The organism is Cryobacterium sp. 10I1 (assembly GCF_035019805.1).
Lineage (GTDB): Bacteria > Actinomycetota > Actinomycetes > Actinomycetales > Microbacteriaceae > Cryobacterium > Cryobacterium glucosi.
Genome location: NZ_JASJVF010000639.1, coordinates 1 through 288 on the forward strand (window position 1 = coordinate 1; position 288 = coordinate 288).

The following is a 288-nucleotide window of genomic DNA, read 5'->3' on the forward strand; positions in this document are numbered from 1 at the left end:
CGGTGAGGTCGGCGTTGCGGAGGATCAGGCAGTATTGGTCGTCACGGAGCCGTGCCGCGAAGACGCTGTACGGCAGTCCCGTTTCGAGGACCGGTCCGAAAAGGCTGTGCACCGACGTGTACTCGCCGCCGAGGGCGGGCGTGGTGTCGTCGGGCACGAATTCGGGTTGGTCGAAGACCCCGAGCAGGTTTCCGGCGGATGCGGCGGGCCCGGCCGTCTCGGAGGCTCCGCCCGTCGGGGTAGCGCCGCCAGAGGCATCCGTTGCGCCGGCCAGCCCGCTCGCCTGCA

1 protein-coding gene is annotated in these 288 nt (G+C 70.5%); it reads right to left on the reverse strand.

Features of this window, described 5'->3' with window-relative positions:
• A partial coding sequence (locus QN345_RS20120) for a hypothetical protein (RefSeq protein ID WP_323509252.1) occupies window positions 1-288 on the reverse strand: 288 nt, incomplete at both ends.